Below are 16,525 nucleotides of genomic sequence, written 5' to 3'. Positions count from 1 at the left end.
TTAGGATATCTGCCGATACAATTCGCAGAACTGCGCGGCAACAGCGTCCCAGTCGAAATGCTCCTCGACAAGTTTGCGCCCGTTCTGGCCCATTGCTCGCCTCTGCGCTTCGGTCATTTGAAACAGCAGGCGCAGTGCAGCCTCGATCGAAGCCGCATCGGGCTGCATTTCCAGCGCGCATCCGGCAGCAAAGGTTTCCGGCAGATTGCATTGCGGCGTCAGCAAGGCTGGCATGCCATAGGCCAGCGCTTCAAGCGGTGCCAGCGGCAAGCCTTCGCTGATTGAGGGAAGAATGAAGGCATCCGCCGAGGCATAGGATAGTGCGCGCTCGACCCCGTATGCGGGACCGACGGTATGAACCGTGTCGAAGACATCGCTTTTCCGGATCGCGGAGCGCACGTCCCGCATGTGATCCTCATGGCCTGGCCCGACAATGACAAGATGCCAGTTGGCGTTTTGCCATCTCGCGCCGGCCCATGCCTCAATGAGTTGGAGCAGGCCTTTCTTGGGCGTCACGCGCCCGAGAAACAGCAATACTTTCGCATTTTCAGGCAGCTTCCTGCGCCATTCCGCAACGCCGCTGACCGGCATGGGCTTTTCAATGCCATTCGGCAGAACGAAGACAGGTGCAGTCCGTCCCAGCATGGCGATTGCGTCCTTTTCGGACTCGCAAAGCGCATGCAGACAGGCGGCGTTCGCCATATTGGATGTCTCGAACAGGCGCAGCGCCAGCCGTTTTTTCCAGCCGCTGTTCTGCAAGGCCCAGGGATCGAGCATGCCGTGCGGACTTACCACATAGGGTTTGCCGGTTTTCTTACCCCACCGCCGCGAAACAACGGAGGGATACATCCACAATCCGTGAAGATGGACGACATCCGGCGCATGCTGTTTCACCAGCCTGGATAATTCGGGTGCGTAGCCGAAACTCAACGGCCCGCGCCTCTTTGCAAGATGAACAGGGATCGGCCCGAAATCTCGCTGCGGAGATGCATCGTCCTCAAGGCTGAAAACGCGCGGCCTGACCTCGCCGGTTCTGTAGAGCGCCAGACAAAGCGCGCGTACCGCCTCTGAAACGCCGCCGCTGCCGACCGTTGTCGAGCCGACCAACATACCCACATTCAGAACCCGCGAATGAAGCGCCAGCGCAGGCTTCGGCATATTGGGTCTCAACGGCACGACATTGCCATTCACTGTCTGGCGGCTTTCGGAGGCTGTAGCCATCATCTTGCCGGAGACAGGCTCTGATAGCGCTCGACAGGCGCGAACGCGCTGAGCATTTCGGCCCATGCCTGAACGCTGTTGTCGCGCGAATGATGCTGTCGCAAAAGCAGCGATGCATTCTCACCCATGGAATGGCAACGCGCCGGGGCGTTGCTGAGGTTCGTAATCCATTCAACAAGGCCCTTGGCATCGCCCAGCGAGACGGCTGCGCCGCAGCCATGCCGTCTCACGGCCGTTCCGACCTCGCCTTCCGTATCGCCTATGAAAATGGTCGGCCGGGCAGCGGCCAATATGCCGTAGAATTTGCTGGGAACGATGCAATGTTCGAGTTCTGGCAACAGCGACACGAGATGTATGTCTGCCGCGCCGAGGCTTTCCGACAGCTTTTCACGCGGCTGAAAGGGCTTCATCAGCGTGTTCGGCAGCTTTCGTCGCGCGATCTCGCTTTCCACCCATCCGCGACGCTGCCCCTCGCCTACAAACAGAAACCTGATCCTGTTATTTCCCCGAAGCATGTCCGCAGCGTCCATGATGGTCGTGAAATCATGCGCCCGTCCGAAATTTCCCGAATATCCAATAACGAATTTTCCCTCGAGGCCCCATTGCTTGCGGAGCCTGTTTCGCGCGGGATCGACCGGCGCGATCTCGTCACCATCGGCCCAATGGTTCAACACTTCGAGCTGCCGTCTCGGCACGCCTTGCTGCGACAGATAACGTGCCATCTTGTCGATCGGACAGACATTGAGCTCGGCCCGGCGAAGCGACCAGTTGCGCAAGGCGAGCGTCGCCTTCCCGGCCAGCGACTCCTTGCCGATCATGCCGGATTCCATCGCCACTTCCGGGAACAGATCCATGATCCAGTTGATCATCACCCCGCCGCGCAACGCGATTGCGGGTGCAGCGGTAGCCGACAGCATCGGCGGGTCGGTCAACACGACGCAGATGTCGTCACTGCGCACATTGAACGCCAGCCAGCGCAGGCACGAAAGATGAAAAGTCAAATAGTCAGCCGCACGGCCTATCAGCTTCTTTCGCCCGAAGCCCGTCGTTCCGAGCCTTACGACACGAACGCCTGAAACGGTTTCCGTTGCGGGCAGCCTGGTATCATTGTTGTTGTGAAGATGCCGGCTGGCGATCACGGTTACGTCTACGCCCTTTGCGGCCAGCGAAAAAGCGAGACTCGTCAGCATCCGGCTCGTGGCGGACTGATCCGGATAGAAGTAGCGATTTGCAAAAATGATCTTCATCAGGCCGCATCTGGTTTGGCCAGAGCTTCGCAGCATAGGTAGTCGAACAACAAGCACGGCAATAGCGGTACCCTGGAAGCGTACGCCGCGCGGCGTCTACCCCTTAGAGGCAGGGTAGCGGGCCGGTTCTCCTACCGCAGAGGGATTTCCACGACAGAAACTAGCCACTACTGGGTGCGCCAATCGCCGATTGGAGCGCTGGAGAACACCAGCGCAAACAGTCTATCCAAGCATTGCTGGCATGTTTTCGGCTGGCCAACCAGGAGCTTGGATGATGGCTGAAAAGACCGCTTTGATCATAGGCGTGACCGGACAGGATGGAGCGTATCTCAGCGAATTGCTCCTTGAAAAAGGCTACCGGGTTCACGGCCTTAAAAGGCGGTCGTCCTCGTTCAATACGGGCCGTATCGATCATCTCTATCAAGATCCGAAAGAACATGAGACGCGCTTTCGCCTGCATTTCGGCGACTTGACCGACGGCACCAATCTTTGCCGCGTCGTGCAGGAAATCAAGCCGGACGAAATCTACAATCTCGGCGCACAGAGCCATGTTCAGGTGAGCTTCGAGACACCGGAATACACGGCCAATGCCGACGCTCTCGGCACGTTGCGTCTGCTCGAAGCCATGCGCCTTCTCGGCATCGAAAAGACCTGTCGTTTCTATCAGGCTTCGACCTCCGAACTGTTCGGCGCAAGCAAGCAGGTGCCGCAGGATGAGAACACGCCGTTCCATCCGCGCAGCCCTTATGCGGCAGCAAAGCTCTACGCATACTGGATGACGATCAATTACCGCGAAGCGTACGGGTTTCATGCGTCGAACGGCATTCTGTTCAACCATGAAAGCCCGATCCGCGGCGAAACCTTCGTCACCCGCAAGATCACGCGCGCGGTCGCGGCCATCGAGCGCGGCCTCCAGAAGAAGCTGCGCCTCGGCAATCTCGACGCCAAGCGCGACTGGGGCCACGCACGCGACTATGTGGAAGGCATGTGGCGCATTCTGCAGCAGGAAGTGCCGGATGATTACGTGCTTGCCACCGGCGAAACACATACGGTTCGCGATTTCGTTCAGAAGGCGTTTGCTGTCGTCGGTCGCAAGATCGAATGGGACGGTGAAGGCGTTCACGAGGCAGGCTACGACAATAAGAGCGGCGAAAAGCTGATCGAAATCGACCCAAGTTATTTCCGTCCCGCAGAGGTCGATATTCTCCTCGGCAACCCATCCAAGGCTTACGAACGGCTCGGATGGAAGCACAGTGTTTCCTTAGACGCGCTCGTATCCGAAATGGTCGAGGCGGATCTCAGCACCATTATGAGAGAGCAGGGGCGAAATGATCTCAGTGGATGGTAAGAATGCGCTTGATCTCGCAGGGCGACGCGTTTGGGTCGCGGGGCATAGGGGAATGGTCGGGTCGGCGCTGTTGCGCAGGCTTGAACGGGAACATTGCGAAATTCTGACGGTCGGGCACGAAAAGCTCGATCTTACCCGACAGAGAGAGACAGAAAACTGGATCGCTGCGCAGCGGCCCGAAATCGTCATTATCGCCGCCGCCCGTGTCGGCGGCATCATTGCGAATGCCACCTATCCTGCGGATTTTCTTTACGAAAATCTGATGATCGGCACCAATATCATGGCTGCCGCCAGGGAAGTGGGCGTGCAAAAACTGCTGTGGCTTGGGTCGAGCTGCGTCTACCCGCGCGATGCAGCCCAGCCGATCCACGAGGACAGCCTGCTGACCGGGCCTCTGGAGGCCACCAACGAGGCTTATTCGGTTGCAAAGATCGCCGGAATAAAGCTGGCGATGGCCTACAATGTGCAGCATGGCTGCAAGTTCATCACGGCAATGCCGACCAATCTTTACGGTCCGAACGACAATTTCGACCCTATGACCGCGCATGTCCTGCCGGCTTTGATCCGCAAAATCCACGATGCGAAGAGCTCCGGCGCGCCAAGCGTGATGCTGTGGGGCAGCGGGCGGCCTTTGCGCGAATTCCTGCATGTCGATGACATGGCGGATGCCTGCATTCACCTGCTCAAATTCTACAGTGAAGTCGAGCCGGTCAATATTGGCTCAGGGTCCGAGCTTTCCATCCGCGATCTCGCCGAACTGGTGGCAAGTATCCTCGGCTATCAGGGCAAATTCATTCAGGACACAAGCAAACCCGACGGCACACCGCGCAAGCGGCTGGACACGTCCAAGCTGGATCGCATGGGCTGGAAACCGAAGATCAGCCTCGATACGGGCATTCGTGCGCTTTATGGAGAATGGCTGGCGGAAGTCCTCGCCCAGCAGCAGGCAGAGCCGGCAGTCCGCTTCAGTTGACTGAAGCGGACCTTTCGTTCGGCATCGCCATTTCAGCCCGCAATATGTCGCCCGGCTTCAACGAAGTCTCCTGCGTGGCCGGAACTTCCTGATAATTCCCGTCGATCATGCGCGTCAGCGAGTAAGCCACGCCCACGCGCTTTTCCTTGAGCTTCAGGTTTTCGGACGCGATGCCGATCTCGGCCATCCGATTCAGGATGGACGTCATCTGCTTGTCCTTGCGCGCCTGATCGATTTCGATTTCACGTATCACAGACGCCGCATCGTTGCGGACGGTCTCGGTCAAGGCGACGATGCGCTGTTCCAGATCCAGCGAGCCCTGCCTGGCTCTCGCCAGATAGGATTCCATTTCCAGAGAGTCGCGGCGGGCGACGGACAGCGCGCGCTGAACATCGCGCAAATTCGATTGCGCGGTCAGCCCGCGGTCGACCAGTTTGCCCACCGCCTCGACATCCTTCGTCATAAGCTTCAGTTCGTCATTGTGCAGTTCAATTCGGCCTTCAAGAGCGGCTATCTCATCGAGAAAACTCTTCCGCTGGCCTTCGAGCGCCTCGCTCTGCTGCCTCAACGTGTTGCGGCGTATCTCGAACAGCGTCGCTTCGGAATCGACGATCTTCTGCCTTATCTGTCGCTCGGCCGGTTCGAGATCGTTGCCCAACGCATAGGAAAAACCGGTGCTGTCGAGCTCGGCCTTCAGCCGGGCATGTTTGATATCGTTGGAAAACACCTGCAGCGAGAGATCGGCATATTCCTGCCGCGCGCTGACCATTTGCAGTCCCGCGCTGTCGATTTCGCCCTTGGATTTCCGGATTCCGCCGCCAATCGCAACCAGTTCCAGAGCGATCATGCCCGGACGGTAGTCATATTTGCCCGGTTTTTCGACCTCGCCAAGCACGAAGATCGGCGCGTAGGAATTGACTGATACGGCAGCCGAACGACCGGCGACGTGCTGCGCCAAGGCGCTGTTGATCGCCGTTTCGATATCCGCCATCGTCATGTTCGCGACCGGGAAATTGCCCAGAAGCGGATAGCTTATCGCCCCATCGGCGCTGACTGGAAACTGCCCGGTAAGCCCCGCATCCCCATAGACCGTGACCTGCAATGTATCACCCGGCGTGACCCTGTAGGCATTTTGCTGAGCCATCGCCGCAAGGGGCGCGGTAAGCGTCAGCATGCCCGATAGAGCAAGTGCCGCGCATGTGCTGGACAATCTACCTGCATACGATTTCGTAACCTGACGGATCACGGTCACACTCCTGTTTTCGCCTGTTCCGGCTTCGGGAACGGATAAATCTTGTCGCCCGCTCTGGGCGGCGGCGGGTTGTCCCTGCGCGATTCGAACACGAAGGGCCGGAGAAAATCCGGGCTTGAAGAGTCCCGGTTGAGAACGATGCCCAATGGCTTCTTGCCGAAGCCGGCCAACCGTTCGAGCGCCCCGCGAAGCGTATCGGTAGACGTCTTTTCCTTGTTGGCGACCAGCAGAACCGTGTCGGCAAAGGACGTCGTCTGCAACGCTTCGGCAAAGTCGGAAAGATCGGGCGCATCCAGCAGGATAACGTCGTAACGGCTGCGCAATTCCTGGATCGTCTTGCGGAAACGCCTGTCGGCCAGAAGCAGACCGGGCGAAATGCCGATACGCCCGGACAGAATATTCACGCCAGTCGCCGGATCGACCCAGATCGCGCTGTCGATCGACCGGGTGCCGACGAGCGCGGCCTCGATGTTTTCGGCGGGTACCGTCTGGAACGCACCAGCCACCGAGGGCATGCGGAAGTCGCAATCTATGACCAGCGTTTTCAATGTGCTGCGGCTCATGGCCCGCGCCAGATTGACCGCGACCGTCGTTTTGCCTTCACCCGCCTGCGAAGACGTAACCGCGATCACCTGGTTTTCGTCCGAAGGTGTCGAAAGCTGCAAAACGGTCTGCAAAGAGACGAAAGCTTCCGAAAATGCCAGGGCACGGCCATGCTGGCCTTCAGCCCCTGTTTTGGCGCCACGTGGCGCCATCGGTATCATGCCGATGATCGGATAGCCTGTTGCACTCTCCAGCGACGATGCCGAGCGAATGCGTCGGTCGGTCGCTTCGCGGAATATCGCACCGGCAAAACCCGCCATGCCGCCCCAGACGACACCCAAAAGCAGCCAGTTCATGAGGTTCGGGCTAGAGCGCGCACCGGCTGGCTCGGCGCGCGAGATGATGCGCGCTTCGGGAACCGAAATGCCATCCTGCTCGATCGTCTGTTTGTAACGGCTAAGATAGCTTTCATAAATCGCCCGGTTGGCGCTGGCCTCGCGCTCAAGCTGGGCTTCCTGAATCAGCGCCTTGTTGGCCTTGTCGAGTTCAGCCTGCGCGCCTTCCAGTGCACCCTCTATATTCTCCAGTCTGCGACGCGCAATTTCGACTTCGGTCGAAAGACCCTGCACGACGCGTTTGGTCGCGACGTCGATCTGCGCATCCAGCGACGACAATTGAGAATTCAGGGCAGGAAGCAGATTGCTCTTCGTCGCCCCGTCATCAAGGATTTCCTTGATCGAACGTTCCAGCCTGTCTTTCTCGGTGCGCAAAGTCTGAATGTTCTGCGCGTTCAGCACTTCGGCGATTGCCGGGCCGGACTTGTCTTCGGAGACGTCTTTCGCGGAATCGAGACGCGCCTGCGCCGCGGCGAGGTTCGCGCGCGACGAAACAAGCTCGGCATCGAGTGCCGAAACACGCTGCGCCTGCATTGTCGTGCCATTGCCTTCGACGAGCTGCTGCTCGCGGCGGAATTCGCTCAGCGTACGCTCGGATTTCTCCAGCGTCGCCAGAAGGCTGACCAGCTTCTGGCCAAGCCATTCACCAACCTGCTTGGTCGCCGCCTGTTTCACCTCCACCTGATAATCGAGATAGGCATCCGCAAAAGCATTGACGATGTTTGCCGCGCGCGCTGGATTGTCGGCTGCGTAGGACAGGAAGATCGTGTAGGAACGCCCGTCATTCACCACGCTCAGATTGTCGAGCAACTGATCGACCAGAGCCGGGTTCGCATCGGGCGGCCGCGTCGCAGCCTTGGCGATGTCCATCGGCTCGACAGCTTTCGTGTTCAGCCGCGAATCCTTTTTCTCCCCAACTATCGGCAGACGTCCTCCTTCACGCGTCGTTTCCGCCCCCAATACTCCGATCACGTTCTCCGCCATAGTTCTCGACTTGATGATGTCGAGTTCGGTACGGATGACCGGGCTGTCCTGCGGCAGCGGCGAAATGATCGACTCGCTTGGCAGTGCCTGTACTCGCCTGACGTCGAGCACCAGCACCGCGTCCGAAGTGTAACGCGAAGGTGCATTGCTATAACCCGCGTAACCCGCGGCGAGGCCCAGGGCGACTGTCGATGCAAGGATTACCTTGCGTCGATTGATGATACCCAAAAGCTTCCAAGGTCCCGCGCTGGACGCGGGTTGCGAAAGGTCCGAAATTATCACGATTGCTACTCCGCCCGCCGCCTGTAAAGGCGTGTAAAGCTCAGCTCATCAGGTCGTTGATCTTGTAAGCGACTTCAGTGCGGTTGGTCGCATGAAGCTTCTTCATGATGTTGCGAATGTGAACTTTCACCGTGCTTTCACAGAGGTTGAGTTCATAGGCGATGATCTTGTTTGCCTTGCCTCTGCGGAGAGCCTCTACAACTTCGCCTTCGCGCACCGTAAACATGCCGTTCATGGTCTTCTGGTCGCCGCCCGAAATATTGATCATTTCACGCAACGCAAGAACACTCTGCGCGGGAATGAAGATGCCGCCTGCCCTGGCAAGAGCGATTGCTTCGGCCGCAACCTTCACACCTACATTCGTCGGGATAAAACCACGCGCTCCGCATTCCAGTGCACTGAGAACCTGAGCGATCTCACCGCTATCCGAGACGATAATGATCGGTGCTGGTTCGAATTCGGCAACGAGTTCAGTGATTTCGGCGGCAACACCCGCATCCGTCACCTTACGCACGCCGAGAATGAGAAGGATTGCCGAAGCCTCGGAAGAACCGTGCATTACACGCCATTCTTCAACACTTCCGACTGCCACGACATTCATATTAGGTTTATGTCCGGTCAGCCCCCGCGCCAGGCACTCACGCTCCAGAGCGCGTTTGTCGAAGATAACCACCGGGTCGCTTTCCACATGGTCGTCACGAGAAACTGAATAGTCACGGTATGTATGTCTTTCCATGGGAATACTTTCGAGATGCCCGAAATTAATCTTCGTACTTGACTTGATGACAGAATCTTCAATGCGCTCCATAGGATTACTCCTTGGCGGCTCCACGCCCCTGTTGTTATGCTTGTTAAGATACTTCCCCGTACAGGTCCGCTAGATAGCGGCCTGAATTCTTCTTTCTCTTCTGTCCAGCCCTGCTTCTGGCTGGACCAAACCCATGACCATAGATTGCACGAGGCAAATCGCGCTGTATTGATTTGTGTTAATTGTGAGTTACTATTTTTGGGGAGAGGCCTAACGGGGTAGGTTTACTGCTTTGGAGGTATTCAGAAGGGCCTAGCCGAGTAGAATAACATTCACCCTCAGCCCGCGCTTTCGGTCCCGAACTTCAGATAATCGGAACTGAAATGCGCCAGTTCGACCATTTGCTTGCGGTCATGAAACTCCACCAGACCGTGTCTGAACGAAGCCAGTCCGGCCTCCCGCAACTCGCGCAGAACGCGGTTGACGTGCACGGCGGAAAGACCCAGCGCATCCGACAATTCGATCTGGGTAAGCGGACAGTGGAACACGTTGCGTGCGTCGTCCGGGTAGGTTCGGTGCGCGAGTTCCAGAAGCAGATGGACCGTGCGCTCCACGGCCCCGCGACGGCCAAGATTGGCCTGATGCTCGATGGCAATGCCATATCGGCGCAACACGCCGCGCAGCAAGACGTTCGACAGCGCAGTGGTATGCCGGTTGATGGAAACCAACTCCCGCAAGGGAATCTCGAACGTATCTACGTCTGTCACTGCCGTTACCGTGCAGTCCGGTCGACCTATGAGCGACCCGCAGCTTGCAATATCACCGCGCAGGCCGAAATCGACGACGAGTTGCGAACCGTTCTCCAGTGCTTTGGAGCAGACGGCCCAACCGGAAATGATTATCGCGACAGTGTTGTGCGCGTAGCCTTCCTCAACGAGTGCGGCACCAGGCGCATAGTGTTTGTGAATGATGTGGCTGGATTTGATAAAGTCGGCATCCGCGGTACTGAACGAAACGCCCAGCGGCCTCGATTCAAGAAATTGTATAAACCTCTCCGCGGTTACCAATGCCCACCGTCTTTCGCACGCTGTGTCCAAAGATAACACACATGCGAGCGAATTGGACAGGGAACTGCAACTCACCAAATCTGATGGCGTCACTCCCCAAAAGGAGGAAATTCTTATTTTTTGCTTCGAACTTTTTCAAACCAGACTTTTTTATAATTATAGAAATTTTCGTGAATCTCATTTGCGGCAGAAGCCGGATTCTCCACAGTAGTCTTTTCAAATTTGGTTAGAAGCGCAGCACCTATGCTGGTTCCCGTTGCCGTTTTATTTCCTGAAATCACCGATCTTTCGGAAGCAGCCGACAACATCGAAACAAAAATCTTGTTTTTTGAAAATGGCCCCTCGACGATTATAGGTCCATCTGCTCCTACCAGATCGAGGCAGGTTGCAGTCATAAGCGCGAGATAGAACGAAATGGCGATATATCTCTCAGCTAAAGAGATGTCCTGCGCGTTCAGCCATTCAGCTTCACGATCAGGAAATGGGCCAGATCCTTTCTGAACGGATGGCAAAAGCATTATCTGCTCTTGAAGAACCGCCTTCACGTCTTCCTCGGTCCATTCCACTTGCCTGTCGCCGGTAAGCGTCGAATATTCGCGGCCGCCCATGAAACGGGCCGAAGGCACCGGATTGCCAAGCGCATTGACGTTTATCAGCGTGTCGCGGGAAGGGTCGAGACGGTCGAGCGTGCCACCCATGGCCATGACGATCACCCAGGTACCGGTGGACACGACCGAAAACGGCGCCTTGCGCGACAAGAGATGCGGCAGCAGCGAGGCGTTGGAATCATGGATGCCGCAATAGACCGGCGTCTCCGGGTCTAGCCCAGTGCTTTCAACGATCTCCGGCAATATCGATCCAAGCTTGTCGCTGGCCGCGCGCACCGGCGCAAACAGGCCACGCCACCCCAAATCATCCACCAGCGACGAGAAATCACCTTTGGCTGGGTTCCAGAGATCGGTGTGGCAGCCGAGCGACGTAACCTCGCTTGCCAGCACGCCGGTCAACCGGAATGACCAATATTGCGGGTACATGAGGATTGAAGTCACATCCGCAAACAATTCGGCAAAGGCTTTCGACTGCCAGAACAATTGCGCACCGAGATTAAGCCCGCCGGGAAGCCTCGGCGTTCCCGTCTCCGCAAAGGGCGGGCGCACGGCATCATATGCAGCGGTCAGACCGTCCGGACCATTATGCTCATAGTCGAGAACCGGCATTGCCAGCGCGCCGTCCTCCTTCAGAAGAACAGCCGTTGCTGCATGTGTCGTAATGGAAATTGCGTCGATCTGCTTTTCGCCATGCAACGCTTTCAGGCTTTCCAGAAGGAACAGCCAGAGCGCGTCGCAATCGGCATGCGGATAGATGCCGTCGCGAATAACCGAATTGGGTCGCGTGCGAACAGCGATTTCGGTGAGCGTTGCCATATCGACAAGCGCGACCTTTGCGTTGGTCTTGCCTATGTCGATGACCGCCACATGTCGCGGCGCAGAGTTTTCTTCGGTCATGATCAGTTCATGTGAAAGACGGTTTCCAGCGGCGCCGACACTGGTTCATTGTCGGGTCTGGTTTCCATGACATCCGCCATATGCGCCCACCAGCGCTTCATGACCGGATGGTCGGGCAGATCGTCCATGCCATGCCCGTCCTTGCGCCACAGAACGCCGAACAGGATGTTCGTCTCCTCATCAAGATGGATGGAATAGTCGGTCACGCCCGCTTCATGGAGCAGCGCCGAAAGTTCCGGCCAGATTTCGTCATGGCGCTTCTTGTACTCGGCCTTCATGCCGGGATTGAGCTTCATCTTGAATGCATATTTCTCGGCCATCAGATCGGGCGCCTTCCGCCGATCTTGCGGATGATGATCGGCAGCGAGATCGTGATGATCAGCAGCAGACCGATGAAGATCGACATGACGATGCCGGGCACATTCAACAGGCCAAGTCCGAATGTCACCAGACCCATGACGAAGGCAGCGATGACGACACCTGCAATGGAGCCCGCCCCGCCGAGGATCGACACGCCGCCGAGCACGACCATGGTGACGATTTCAAGCTCCCAGCCCTGCGCGATCGAAGGACGCGTGGAGCCGAGACGAGAAGTGAGGCACACGGCTGCGATGCCCGACATCAAGCCCGTCAACAGGAACAGCGTGAACTTGATGCGCTCGACCGGAATACCCGAAAAGCGCGCGGCGAATTCATTGTTGCCGATGGCGAAAACGCGACGGCCGAACGAAGTCGCGTGCAGCACGACGCCGAAAATCACCGCCAGGACGGCAAACAGCACGAATTCGAACGAAATGACCCAGAACACATAGCCCTGCCCGAAAAACGCAAAACTTGCCGGGTAGCTGCCATAGGCCTGATCGCCGAGCACGATATAGGAAATGCCGCGAAACAGGCTCATCGTGCCGATGGTGACGACGATGGAAGGCAGTTTCAGCCCTGCGACCAATGCGCCGTTGAAGGCACCGCAGGCCAGTCCCGTTCCAATGCCGATGCCCACCAGTCCCGCCGTGCCGACGCCCGCTTGCGCCGCAGCACCCATCGCGGTGGAGGCCAGCGCGATGATCGCGGCGACTGAAAGATCGATCTCGCCCGCTATAATCAGCAGTGCCATGGCAAAGGCGATCATGGCCTTTTCGGTGAAATTGAATGTCGCGTCCGACAGGTTCCAGGCGTTCAGGAAGTAGGGCGAGGCAAAGGAATTCGCGATGAAGATCGCGACAGCCACGCAGAGCAGCAGAAACTCCCAGCTCGCGAAAAGCCGCGTGATGGACGTGCCGAGACGGTCCGGGATGTGGCGCTTTTCAGTTACCGCGCTCATGCCGTCACCTCTTTGGAAGCAGGTTCGCTTGCTTCATCCACGCCACGGTCGCGCAGGATTATGCGCCCGCGCTTGCGTTCCTGCCTCGCATTGAAAACGACGGCCAGAATGATGACCGAGCCGGAAATCGCCATTTGCCAGAAGGGCGAGATGTTGATGACGGGCAATGCGTTCTTGATCACACCGAGGAACAGCGCGCCGAGCACTGCACCCGCGACAGTACCGATGCCGCCAGCAATCGAAATGCCGCCGATGACGCTTGCCGCGACCGTGTCGAGTTCGAAGCCTGCGGCGATATCGACATATGCGACCGCATAGCGCGACACCCAGAGATAGCCGCAGAGACCAGCCAGCGTACCGGACATGACAAATGCCGTGAAACGCGTGCGCCCGACATCGATGCCTGCATAGACCGCAGCGGTCGGATTGCCGCCAGAAGCGTAGATCGCGCGTCCGAAGAAGGAGCGCGTCATGATGATGTAGACGATCACGGTGATCAGAACCGCAGTCCAGCCGAGCAGCGGCAGGCCGAGGAAAAGCTGGCGCGGCGTTTGCAGGAAACTCGCCGTCATCTGATGCGCGTTCACCCAGCCGCCGCCCGAAAGCACGAAGGCCATGCCGCGATAGATCGTCAGCGTTCCGAGCGTCACCACGATGGACGGAATGTCGAGCTTCCAGACCAGCAGACCGTTGATCGCGCCGAGAATGGCGCCGATGCCCATCGCAACGACGATCAGCAACGCCAGCGGCAATTCTGGATGCGCAGCGTTGAGCATCGCGACCGCCATGCCGGTGAAGGCGAGGTTTGCTGCAACTGAAAGATCGATGGATTTGGTGAGGATCACCGCCATCTGCCCGAGCGCCAGGATCATCAGGATCGACGTATCGTTGAAGATGTTTGCAAGGTTTTTCGGGCTCGCAAAGCCCGGTGCACGGGTCGAAAATGCCGCAATCAGGATCGCGATGATGCCGACCAGCAGGAATTCGCGGTTTTTCAAAAATGCTTTCATGTCATGCGTTTCCCGTCGCGGCGCGAACAAGCGTCTCGGCGTCCAGACCTTCGCGGTCGAAAATCCCTTCCATCAGCCCTTCGCGCATCACCAGAACCCGGTCGGACATGCCCAGAATCTCCGGCAGTTCGGAGGACACCATGATGATGCTCAAGCCTTCCGAGGCCAGCTCGCTGATGAAGGCGTGAACGGCGGCTTTCGAACCGATGTCGATGCCCTTGGTCGGCTCGTCGAGGATGATGACCTTCGGCGCTGTCGCCAGCCATTTGCCGATCACCACCTTCTGCTGGTTGCCGCCGGAAAGCGTCCCGACAGGCACCGAGAGCGAAGCTGCGCGCAGGTCGAAGCGCTCGGCATATTTGCGCGCCAGCGCCAGTTCTTCCGCCACGCGCAGGAACCCCGAACGCGTGGTTCGCCGCAGCGAAGGCAGCGAGATATTCTGATAGATCGGCATTTGCGGCACGGTGCCGTGCCGTCCGCGTTCTTCCGGCACGTAGACGATGCCTGCATTGATCGCATCGGCTGGCGAGCGTATCTCGATTTCCTTGCCGTCGAGGACAAGCTTTCCGCTGCCCGGCCGCGTCACGCCGAAGATCGACTGCGAAAGCTCCGAGCGCCCTGCCCCGACAAGTCCGTAAACGCCGAGAATCTCGCCGCGCCTCAAATCGAAGGAGATGCCGCGAAACTCGGTCGGGTGCGAATAGTTTTCGACCTTCAGCACCGTGTCGCCAATCGCGACGTCGAGCTTCGGAAATGCCTTGTCGACCGAACGGCCAACCATCAACCGCACGATATGGTCCTGCGCGGCATCTTTCAGCGCACCGTGACCTACCGATTTTCCGTCGCGGAAAACCGCGTAGTCATCGGCGATCTCATAGACCTCATCGAATTTGTGGCTGATGAACAGGATGGCCTTGCCCTGCTTTTTCAGGCGCTCGACGATCAGGAACAGATCGTCCACTTCCTTGCGCGACAGGGCTGCCGTCGGCTCGTCCATGATGACGATGCGCGCATCGACCGAAAGCGCGCGGGCAATCGCCACCAGATGCCGCTGCGCGATGGACAAATCCTTGAGGCGCGTGCGCGACGGGATGTTGATTTCGAGCGACTGCAGCAATGTCGCCGCGCGCTCGTGAATGACTTTCCAGTCCACCAGACCGAAGCGGTTTTTCGGCGCATGGCCGATGAATATGTTTTCGCCGACCGACAATTCATCGAACAGCACGGTTTCCTGATGGATCGCCGTCACGCCATGCATCACCGCATCCTGCGCGGTCGTCAGCGCGACCGGCGCACCGTCGATCAGGATTTCGCCTTCGTCGGGGTGATAGATGCCAGTCAGGATTTTGACGAGGGTGGATTTGCCCGCGCCGTTCTCACCGATCAGCGCCGTCACGCGGCCTGGATAAAGCTGGATATTGACGTCGTCCAACGCCTTCACGCCGGGGAAGCTTTTGGAAATGCCGCGCATTTCCAACAGGGCCGCGCCGGGCGCTGGCTGTACTTCCGGCTTTTCCTGAAGGGCTGAATTCATTTTGAAACCATTTTGAAAAGTTGGCCCGGCGGGAAAGTGCCGCCGGGCCTGTTTACCGGTTCTCGTCGATTAGAAAATCTTGGAGAATTCGTCGATGTTGGACGCGTCATAGACGAACGGGTCGGACATGGCGGCTTCACCATTTTCGTCGACCTTGATCTTGCCCATGCGGCCTGCCTCGATTTCGCTGCCCGGTGCGCCGTCAGCTTCGCCCTTGACGAGGCGATAGGCGATCTGGGTTGCGGAATAGCCGAGGTCGATCGGGTTCCAGATGGCGAATTCCTTCGTCGCACCCGACTTGATCGCGCCCGCCATTTCGGACGGAAGGCCAAGGCCGGTCACGTAGACGTCGCCGATCTTTTTGGCATCGGCAACAGCCTGAGAAGCCGCCAGCACGCCAACGGTCGTCGGCGCAACGATGACTTTAACGTTCGGCTGCGAGGTCAGAAGGCCCTGCGCTTCACGATAGCTCTTGTCGGCCAGATCGTCGCCATAGACGGTCGTCACGAGGTTGAGGCCAGGGAAATCCGCAAGCTGCTTCTTCATCTCTTCGATCCAGATGTTCTGGTTGGTCGAAGTGGTGGTTGCAGAAAGGATTGCGAAGTCGCCCTTGCCTTCCGGCAAATGAGCAGCAGCAAGCTGCAGGCACATCTTGCCGATCAACGCGTTCGACGACGGGTTGAGGTGAACGATGCGGCCTTCCTTGGCAACGCCAGAATCCCACGAAATGACCTTGATGCCGCGCTGTGCGGCCTTCTTCAGAGCCGGGATGACGGCGTCGGGATCGTTCGCGGAAATCGCGATCGCATCGACATTCTGTGCGATCAGCGCGTTGATGACTTCGATCTGGCCTTCAGCCGTCGTCGAGGTCGGGCCGGTGTAGATGATCTCGACATCGCCGAGTTCCTTGGCAGCTTCCTTGGCGCCCTTGTCGGCGGCTTCAAAGAAGCCGTTGCCGAGCGACTTGACGACCAGGCCGATCTTGACCGGATCGGCATGGGCAGCACTTACCATCATCGCAGCGGTCATTGCCGCCGTTACAAGCAGTTTCTTCACAATGCTCATCGATTACCTCCCTTGAGCGTTACATTCATC

At 58.1% G+C, this 16,525-nt stretch carries 14 protein-coding genes; 2 read left to right on the top strand and 12 right to left on the bottom strand.

The features are described from left to right. A complete protein-coding gene (locus ABFT80_RS17680) occupies positions 1–1,224 on the bottom strand; it encodes a glycosyltransferase (RefSeq protein ID WP_347973245.1) in 1,224 nt (407 codons plus the stop codon). Then, positions 1,221–2,468 carry a glycosyltransferase family 4 protein gene (locus tag ABFT80_RS17675; protein ID WP_347973244.1) on the bottom strand — a complete coding sequence of 416 codons (1,248 nt, stop codon included), beginning with the start codon at positions 2,466–2,468 and terminating at the stop codon, positions 1,221–1,223. The genes ABFT80_RS17680 and ABFT80_RS17675 overlap by 4 nt, the downstream gene beginning before the upstream one ends. 274 nt (positions 2,469–2,742) lie before the next feature. Here ABFT80_RS17675 and gmd point away from each other — a divergent pair, with 274 nt between their 5' ends. Together gmd and ABFT80_RS17665 are read left to right on the top strand one after the other, a co-directional pair. Continuing rightward, the gene (gmd, locus tag ABFT80_RS17670; protein WP_347973379.1) at positions 2,743–3,816 is read left to right on the top strand and encodes a GDP-mannose 4,6-dehydratase; all 1,074 of its coding nucleotides are present in this window, start codon (positions 2,743–2,745) and stop codon (positions 3,814–3,816) included. Beyond that, positions 3,797–4,789, top strand: coding sequence for a GDP-L-fucose synthase family protein (locus ABFT80_RS17665; RefSeq protein ID WP_347973243.1), 993 nt, complete (start codon positions 3,797–3,799; stop codon positions 4,787–4,789). Before gmd ends, ABFT80_RS17665 begins: the two co-directional genes overlap by 20 nt. Here ABFT80_RS17665 and ABFT80_RS17660 read toward each other — a convergent pair. The 10 genes from ABFT80_RS17660 to rhaS form a co-directional block, all read right to left on the bottom strand. Beyond that, positions 4,782–6,035, bottom strand: coding sequence for a polysaccharide biosynthesis/export family protein (locus ABFT80_RS17660; protein WP_347973242.1), 1,254 nt, complete (start codon positions 6,033–6,035; stop codon positions 4,782–4,784). The genes ABFT80_RS17665 and ABFT80_RS17660 overlap by 8 nt on opposite strands. A 2-nt stretch (positions 6,036–6,037) precedes the next feature. Then, the gene (locus ABFT80_RS17655) at positions 6,038–8,245 is read right to left on the bottom strand and encodes a GumC family protein (protein WP_347973241.1); all 2,208 of its coding nucleotides are present in this window, start codon (positions 8,243–8,245) and stop codon (positions 6,038–6,040) included. 40 nt (positions 8,246–8,285) lie between these two features. Then, on the bottom strand, positions 8,286–9,053 hold the full coding sequence (locus tag ABFT80_RS17650; protein WP_347973240.1) for a response regulator transcription factor: 768 nt from the start codon (positions 9,051–9,053) through the stop codon (positions 8,286–8,288). 278 nt (positions 9,054–9,331) lie between these two features. Continuing rightward, on the bottom strand, positions 9,332–10,060 hold the full coding sequence (locus tag ABFT80_RS17645) for a Crp/Fnr family transcriptional regulator (protein ID WP_347973239.1): 729 nt from the start codon (positions 10,058–10,060) through the stop codon (positions 9,332–9,334). 113 nt (positions 10,061–10,173) lie between these two features. Beyond that, positions 10,174–11,565, bottom strand: a complete 1,392-nt coding sequence (locus ABFT80_RS17640; protein ID WP_347973238.1) for an FGGY-family carbohydrate kinase — start codon at positions 11,563–11,565, stop codon at positions 10,174–10,176. A gap of 2 nt (positions 11,566–11,567) precedes the next feature. Next, positions 11,568–11,885: an L-rhamnose mutarotase gene (rhaM, locus tag ABFT80_RS17635; protein WP_347973237.1), complete on the bottom strand. Its 318-nt coding sequence runs from the start codon at positions 11,883–11,885 to the stop codon at positions 11,568–11,570. Then, entirely contained in the window at positions 11,885–12,886 is a 1,002-nt protein-coding gene (locus tag ABFT80_RS17630; protein ID WP_347973236.1) for an ABC transporter permease, read from the bottom strand. The genes rhaM and ABFT80_RS17630 overlap by 1 nt, the downstream gene beginning before the upstream one ends. Then, a complete protein-coding gene (locus ABFT80_RS17625; protein WP_347973235.1) occupies positions 12,883–13,896 on the bottom strand; it encodes an ABC transporter permease in 1,014 nt (337 codons plus the stop codon). The genes ABFT80_RS17630 and ABFT80_RS17625 overlap by 4 nt, the downstream gene beginning before the upstream one ends. A 1-nt stretch (position 13,897) precedes the next feature. Continuing rightward, complete coding sequence (locus tag ABFT80_RS17620; protein ID WP_347973234.1) at positions 13,898–15,430, bottom strand: sugar ABC transporter ATP-binding protein; 1,533 nt, start codon at positions 15,428–15,430, stop codon at positions 13,898–13,900. A 69-nt stretch (positions 15,431–15,499) separates the two neighbouring features. Next, positions 15,500–16,495, bottom strand: coding sequence for a rhamnose ABC transporter substrate-binding protein (gene rhaS / locus ABFT80_RS17615; RefSeq protein WP_347973233.1), 996 nt, complete (start codon positions 16,493–16,495; stop codon positions 15,500–15,502). Positions 16,496–16,525: the final 30 nt, after the last annotated feature.

Source organism: Foliimonas ilicis, from assembly GCF_039939195.1.
GTDB classification, from domain to species: Bacteria; Pseudomonadota; Alphaproteobacteria; order Rhizobiales; family Rhizobiaceae; genus Foliimonas; species Foliimonas ilicis.
The sequence above is the reverse complement of the archived record's forward strand: the minus strand, read 5'-3'. Positions and strand labels throughout refer to the sequence as shown.